The following is a 6717-nucleotide window of genomic DNA, read 5'->3' as shown; positions in this document are numbered from 1 at the left end:
AGGGCTGAGTTCTGTCGTGGACAGAACTCAGCCCTTCTTGTTTGTCCGGGGCGCACGCGCGGGCGCAGCAACGCACTGCCGGATGCGTCTCGAGCCGTCGTCACGTGGCCCGTCGAGCACCGTATCGGTGTCCAGGGCGATGGAAGGTTCGCGCCTGTCGCCCTTGTGCGCGACCACTATCGGTTACCGCCCGATGGGATGCATACGGCGACCGACGTTCGCCTATCCTTAGGATGTCGTGATATTCAAGTGTCATTGTCACGATATATGAAGCAGGCCTGACGAACATTCGGGGGGATCCCTGATGGCAACCACTTCGACGTGCGCCGTCGTTGGCGGCGGCATTTCCGGCATCGCGGCGGCGCACTATCTGCGCGGTGTCGGCATCCATGCCGAGGTCATCGAGCGGCATCGGACCCCTGGCGGGCGGATGCCCAGCGCCAGACTCGACGGTGACCGGATTGACCTGGGCGGCAAGAACATCGGCCGGCACTACGCCCGCTTTCGGGCCCTTGCCCACGCGCTCGGGCCCTTCGCATTCGAGCCGTTCGGCATCAACACATCGCGCATTCGCAACGGCCGGATCGTCACGTTGGACAGTACGCGCCGCCTTGGGAGCACGCTCGCATACCTGCGCGGCTGTCCGCCTGCCGATGCGTTGCGTCTCGCTGGTCTTTGCGCACGCGTGTGGCTCGACGCGCGCAATCGGTTTCTCGACGGACCGTCGTTCGTCAAGCTGGCTCGGCGTGCCGATGACTCGCCGCTCGACGCGTACTTCAGTCCGGCATTTTGCCGGGCCGTCGTGCGGGCGATGTCGGTGCGAATGAACGGTGCGGAGCCCGATGAGATACACCTCGGCAACTTCGGCACGCATCTGGGGATGTGGCTCGACACCTATGACCAGCTCAAGGACGGCATGGGCGCGTTCATCGACGCAGCCACCGCACCGCTGCAGATACGCTGCGACGCGTGCGTCGAGCGCGTGACGTTGCGCAACGGGCGCGTGTCAGGCGTGTTGGTGCGTCAAGCGGATGGCGCGACGCGTCAGTTGGAATACGACCATGTCGTGCTTGCCACGCCAGCGTGGGTCAGTGCCGATCTGATGCGCGAGCACGATGCAGTACTCGCGGCCGCGCTCGACGAAATACGGTACTTCCCGGTGCTTGTCGTGGTGGCGGCCTATCGGCGTCCGATATTCTCCGCCAACGTGCGCGGCCTGTCGTTCGGCCCGGATCACGAATTGAGCAATGCCGGCGCGTACGGCATCGACCGGCTCGACAGGGTGCGCTACACGTTCAGCGGCCGCAAGGCACGCGCCATGATCGAGCGCGTGCGGGCTGCCGATGGCATTTCCGCGTCATCCGCCGACGCGTTGCTCGATCTCGCCGAGGCGACGCTGCGGCGGTACGTTCCGGTTGAACGTGCGGACCGGCGCGATTTCGTCGTCCATCTCTTCGATCCAGGATTGTGTGCATACGCACCGCATCACTACCGGCTGCGGGCATTGCTCGACGATCGGCGCCACACCATCGACGGTCTTGCCTTCGCTGGCGATTATCTGCGCGGCGCCTCGATTGAAGCTTGCATGTTTTCCGCACAGGAGGCGGCGGCGCATGTCGCCCGATCGGCGCACGTGCGCGATCCACGCACCTCGCACCACATCGATTACGGCTACCACGCATCGACGTAAATCCAGCCCAAGGTATTCGGACCCATTCGCGGTTGCGCGCAATGGGTCAGCTTCCGTCCCCCCAATGTCTGAACGGAGTCGCCATGAACCTTCAAAGTCCCTTGACCGGCAGCCTCGCCGGCACCCCTGACGCCACCGCTGCCGATGCCTTTGCCAGGCAGGCGAAACTCGATCGCGCGATGGTTCACAAGGCCGATCCGGTCAATGTCTTCGTGGCATCGATCGAGCGGGTCGAGGCGACCCCCGAAGGCCATGACTGCTTTGACGCTACGCTGGCGATCGATCCGCACCACGCGTTCTTCTTCGAGCACCCGCTCGACCACGTACCGGGCCTGATGATGATCGAAGCCACTCGCCAGGCCGGCACGGCGATCTCGCACCGCTTCTACGAGGTGCCGCACGACCTGGTCTTTGTGCTCAATTCGCTGGACGTTGCGTTCGATCGCTTTGCCGAGTTGCACGCGCCGCTGTCGGTGCGATTCGTGATTGTTGACAAGTCCTTCCGTCGCGATCGCCTGTCCGCGCTCGCCTGCGAGAGTCAGTGGGTGCAATTCGGCCGTGCGCTGGGCACGATGAACGCGCGCTGGAGCTTTTCTTCGCCGGCCCTGATTGCCCGGTTGCGCCAATCGGGCAAGGCAGACGACATTCATTGAGTCGCGGCGATCGCCGCAGAAAGCCGCTGATCGCTCCAGGCAGCGCGTCGTTGGGAGGCATCATGAAACATCTTGCTCGAATTCTGGGCTTGCGTTACACCGAGGATCTCGCACCGCTCACGCTGGTCGCGTGTACGGCGGTGCTACAGTGGGCCGCTTACCTCTACGTGCACGATCTGTGGGCCGCCGTTGCCTGCGCGACATTGCTCTTGTTGCCGCAGATCGCAGTATCAACCGCCGTGCACAACCAGTCGCACATGGGCATGTTCGCGGGGGCATGGGGCAATCGCGTGGTTGAACTGGTGATGTTCCTGCAAACCGGCATGTACGCTACGAAGTTCCGTCTGCATCACAGCCGGGGTCATCATTTGCACTACACCGAACCCGAGCGGGATCCGTCGCGATGGATCGACGCGGGCGGCTGCCGAATGTCGCGGCTGACCTACGTCGCGCATTACTTCCTGACATACGACTACCACGTGCTGCGTATTGGTCGAACGTGCAAGCGCTTGCGACAACGTTGTCTCTGGCAGGTGGCGGCCAGCTATGTCGTATTGGCCGCATTGCTCATTCACGACCCGCGCAATGCGCTCCTGTTCTTCGTTGCACCGATCGTGTTGGTCTGGCTCAACTTCATTCACATGACGTACGACGATCACATCGACCTCTATTCGCGCAATCCGTACAAGGCATCGCACACGAAGGCCAATCACTGGCTCAATCTCGTGTTCTTCAACAACGGCTACCACCTCGCGCACCATGTGCGTCCAGGTTTGCATTGGAGCCGGCTGCCGGAATTTCATCGTCAGATCGCGCATCAGATCGACGTGCCACCCTCACCGAGTGCGTTTAACCGCTGGTTCCGATAACGAGGCGCATCATGACTTTGTCGACGTCGGCAGATAGCGAGCTCCGGCATTCCCCACTGGCCGCTTCGCGTGCCATCGTCATCGGTGCGGGCATGGCGGGCTTGTTGACAGCACACGTGCTCACCGGGCACTTCGACGAGGTCTGGCTCGTCGAGCGCGACGAATTGCCCGATCGTCCGGGGCCGAGAGCAGGCGTGCCCCAAGGGCACTACGTTCACCAATTGCTGATGCGGGGGCGGCGCACGCTCGATGCCCTGTTTCCCGACCTTGGACAAGGCTTGCTCGATGCGGGTGCAGTGCCGCTCGACTGGTATCAGTCGGTGCGCTGGTTCGGGGCGGCGGGATGGATGCCCCCTGCGGGCGAAGGCTTCGTCACCTGGTCGACGAGTCGCGACCTGCTCGAGTTCGCGGTGCGCCAGCGCGTGCTGGCCGATCGACGCGTCAAGGTGCTGAACGGGTGCGATGTCACCGGTCTGCGGTTCGATGCGACGCAGTCGCGCGTATACGGCGTGACGATTCGGCCGCGTGCGGGGGGGGTGCCCAAGGGGGCTGAGAATGTCACGACGCTGCCGGCCGCGTTCGTGGTCGACGCCAGCGGACGCAATTCGCGCGCGCCGTCGTGGCTGCAAGCGGCGGGTGCCGACACGGTCAGAGAGACCGTGGTGGACGCCCGCGTGGGATACGCGAGCCGCCTCTTCGCGGTGCCGAAACGCTCGCTCTGGCGTGATTGGCAAGCGCTGGTGGTGCATGGGCGTCCCCCTGAATGCTTGCGAAGCGGGACGATCTTCCCGATTGAAGGCAACCGGTGGATCGTGACACTTACAGGTGCCGGCGGCGATTATCCGCCCGGCGATGACGACGGTTTCATGGCCTTCGCGCGCAGTCTGCGCGTGCCAACGCTCCACGACGCGATTGCGTTTGCCGAACCCGTTTCGCCGATCCGCCAGTTTCGCCGCACGGAGAACCGGCTGCGCCACTTCGACGAAATGACGGCGTGGCCGTCGGGCTTCGCCGTGCTTGGCGACGCTGCGTGCAGTTTCAATCCGGTGTACGGGCAGGGCATGACGGTTGCCGCGCTGAGCGCCGTCGCCCTCGATGCTCATCTGCATGTCCTTCGCCACACGGGCGATGCGCCCGGCAGCCTGGCGTTGCAGCGGGTTCTGTCGCGCGTGTCGCGGCGTGCCTGGATCTTCGCGACGGGGGTCGATTTGCGCCAGACCGGCGAGCGCGGCCCGGCGCATTGGAGAGCGCGGCTCATGCAGCGCTATGTGGAGGTGCTGCTTGGACTCGCGGTAGACGACGCCGCGATTTACCGGCGGTTCCTGCGTGTGATGCACATGGTGGAGCCGCCAACCGCCTTGTTCGCGCCGTCGGTGGCGATGCAAGTCGCATGGCGACTCGCCGCTCGGCAGGCCGAGCGGACTTTTATCCCGGGACGCGCGCTCTCACGCTATGAGCGTCAACCGATCGGCGTCAGAAAAACCGAGCGGAAGTGAGCGCCGGTGTAAGGAGCGCGCACGCCTTCGCCTCGCTCGCATCGTGCAATGCCCCGGTGGCCGGGTTTGCCATCCGTGCGGCCCCGACGGGGCGGGTCGTGCGTCGGTACCCATTCGGCAGCGATTTTGTACCGATTCAGCACTGACTTGGCATCGGCTTGGCACGCGTTTCCCCTGACGTCGGCAGGCGAAGGGCTTGGCCTGCGCGCAGTTCGAGCGTAAGCGTGTCGAGCGTGAACGAGCCGTCGTCCAGGATCTTGAAATGGCGACGCACGTCGTCGGCCATCGCTTTCTGCAAGGCACGAATGGCAACCTGCATGTGCGCCGGCGTGCGCATGCGCGTCGTCCACGTCTGGAAGTCGAGATCGAGCGTACGCGGCGTGAGCGACGCCACCGAAAATCCCGCGCCCGCTGCCATCGTCAGCCATTCGCTCGCCGCGTAGTCGCGGACGTGCGAGGTATCGCGCAGCACTTCGACCGCTTGCAGATACGTGTCGAACAACGGTTGCCCTGTCGAGGCGACGTCGCATATCACAACCCGCCCGCCGGGTTTGAGCACCCGTCGCATCTCACGCAGTGCGGCGCCCACGTCGGCCCAGTGATGCGCGCTGTATCGGCTGAAGACGAGGTCGAAGCTGGCATCGTCGAAGGGCAGCGACTCGGCCGCGCCGAGTTGCGTGGCCACGTTCGTCAGCCCGCGCTTGGCGGCCTCGCCTGCGACCACGCCGAGCATGTCGGCCGAGAGATCGTAGGCCACCACGCGCGCGACGTGCGGCGCAGTGAAGAAGCTCACGTGCCCTGCACCGCACCCCAGATCGAGTGCCTGAGCCCCCGGATACGCGCTTGCAATCGCGGCGAGTTGTTCCAGATCGGCGCCCTGCGCGTGATTGACGCTCGTCAGATAGGCCGACGCCTGCGGGCCGAACTGACCGGTGACGACTGCGTTATGGGCGTCGTGCGTCGCAGCGGATGCGCTCGATGCCGCAGCAGCGGGACGGGGGGTAGATTGCTGGGTATCGCTCACGGCGAGTCTCCTTCGGTTGTGGGGTCAGGCGCGACGGGTCGGGTCGTGGGCTGCCGGGGGGCTTGCACGACATCGATGAGACTCACGATAATGGCTCGTCGATACCGGTACAAGTTGCCTATTTATCCTGGTATGAAAACTACCCCTATCTTATCGTCCGGCGTATCGTCGGACGCGCCTGCCGTTCATGACGGCGACGCGCGCGGGCGTCGTGCGCTGGGCGACTTTCTGCGCGCGCATCGCGAGCGGCTGACCCCTGCGGCGGTCGGGCTGCCGCCGATGGGGCGACGCCGCACGCCGGGATTGCGGCGCGAGGAAGTGGCGCAATTATGCGGATTGTCGGCGACCTGGTACACGTGGATCGAGCAGGCGCGCGACGTGTCGATTTCGGCCGGTGCGCTGGCGGCGGTCGCGAGTGCGCTGCGGCTCTCCCGGGCCGAGCGGGCGTACCTGTTCGATCTGGCGGGCAAGCGCGATCTGGAACGCGGTGCGGAGCCGCTGCCGCACCACGCGGCGGCGCAGGTGCAGGCGGCGCTCGCCGCTGTGGCGGCCCCCGCCTATGCGCTCGATCGATGCTGGGACGTTCTCGCGTGGAACGCCGCCGCCGCCGACATCTTCCACGGCTGGCTCGATGCACCAGGGGCGAAGAACCTGTTGCGCTACATCTTTCTCGATGCGGGCGCGCCAGTGTTGATCCAGGATTGGGCGCGGCGCGCGCGACGCGTCGTCGCGGAGTTTCGCGCCGAATGCAGCGCCTATCTCGACGATGCGCCCGTGCGCGCGCTCACGGACGTGTTGCAGCGTGAGAGCAGCGTGTTCGCCGCGCTCTGGTCGCAGCAGGATGTCGTCGAGCGCGAGGGCGGGCGTCGCGGGTTTCATCACCCGGTGCACGGCGATATCGACTTCGCGCAGGTCACGTTCCGTCTGTCGGGGCACGACGACGTCAAGCTCGTGATGCTGCTGCCTTAGCGCGACGGCACGGCCC

General features: G+C 65.2%; 6 protein-coding genes. 5 read left to right on the top strand and 1 reads right to left on the bottom strand.

The genetic code is table 11. The annotated features are described in order from the left end of the window. Positions 1 to 304 precede the first annotated feature (304 nt). The 4 genes from ACE3UG_RS19615 to ACE3UG_RS19600 all read left to right on the top strand — a co-directional run bounded on the left by ACE3UG_RS19615 (position 305) and on the right by ACE3UG_RS19600 (position 4708). A complete protein-coding gene (locus ACE3UG_RS19615) occupies positions 305 to 1690 on the top strand; it encodes an NAD(P)/FAD-dependent oxidoreductase (RefSeq protein WP_374627019.1) in 1386 nt (461 codons plus the stop codon). Positions 1691 to 1773: 83 nt separating this feature from the next. Continuing rightward, the gene (locus ACE3UG_RS19610; RefSeq protein WP_374627017.1) at positions 1774 to 2343 is read left to right on the top strand and encodes an AfsA-related hotdog domain-containing protein; all 570 of its coding nucleotides are present in this window, start codon (positions 1774 to 1776) and stop codon (positions 2341 to 2343) included. 62 nt (positions 2344 to 2405) lie between these two features. Next, the gene (locus ACE3UG_RS19605; RefSeq protein WP_374627015.1) at positions 2406 to 3212 is read left to right on the top strand and encodes a fatty acid desaturase; all 807 of its coding nucleotides are present in this window, start codon (positions 2406 to 2408) and stop codon (positions 3210 to 3212) included. Positions 3213 to 3223: 11 nt separating this feature from the next. Continuing rightward, positions 3224 to 4708 carry an FAD-dependent oxidoreductase gene (locus ACE3UG_RS19600; protein ID WP_374627013.1) on the top strand — a complete coding sequence of 495 codons (1485 nt, stop codon included), beginning with the start codon at positions 3224 to 3226 and terminating at the stop codon, positions 4706 to 4708. Between the two features lie 136 nt (positions 4709 to 4844). On the opposite strand, the gene ACE3UG_RS19595 is transcribed toward ACE3UG_RS19600, so the two are convergent. Then, positions 4845 to 5609 (bottom strand): class I SAM-dependent methyltransferase, encoded by a 765-nt coding sequence (locus ACE3UG_RS19595; RefSeq protein WP_374627068.1) that lies wholly within the window; start codon positions 5607 to 5609, stop codon positions 4845 to 4847. A 255-nt stretch (positions 5610 to 5864) separates the two neighbouring features. Between ACE3UG_RS19595 and ACE3UG_RS19590 the strand changes: the two genes are divergently transcribed. Next, positions 5865 to 6701, top strand: a complete 837-nt coding sequence (locus tag ACE3UG_RS19590; RefSeq protein WP_374627011.1) for a helix-turn-helix transcriptional regulator — start codon at positions 5865 to 5867, stop codon at positions 6699 to 6701. Positions 6702 to 6717 lie beyond the last annotated feature (16 nt).

The sequence above is a fragment of the Pandoraea sp. genome (assembly GCF_041919235.1).
Lineage (GTDB): Bacteria > Pseudomonadota > Gammaproteobacteria > Burkholderiales > Burkholderiaceae > Pandoraea.
Note: the sequence above shows the minus strand (reverse complement) of the source record. Positions and strands in the feature narration are given on the sequence as shown.

What these genes read in the sequence shown, in the direction of transcription:
- ACE3UG_RS19615 (WP_374627019.1), top strand. Translation starts at nt 305, where the DNA reads ATGGCAACCACTTCGACGTGCGCCGTCGTTGGCGGCGGCATTTCCGGC.
- ACE3UG_RS19610 (WP_374627017.1), top strand. Translation starts at nt 1,774, where the DNA reads ATGAACCTTCAAAGTCCCTTGACCGGCAGCCTCGCCGGCACCCCTGAC.
- ACE3UG_RS19605 (WP_374627015.1), top strand. Translation starts at nt 2,406, where the DNA reads ATGAAACATCTTGCTCGAATTCTGGGCTTGCGTTACACCGAGGATCTC.
- ACE3UG_RS19600 (WP_374627013.1), top strand. Translation starts at nt 3,224, where the DNA reads ATGACTTTGTCGACGTCGGCAGATAGCGAGCTCCGGCATTCCCCACTG.
- ACE3UG_RS19590 (WP_374627011.1), top strand. Translation starts at nt 5,865, where the DNA reads ATGAAAACTACCCCTATCTTATCGTCCGGCGTATCGTCGGACGCGCCT.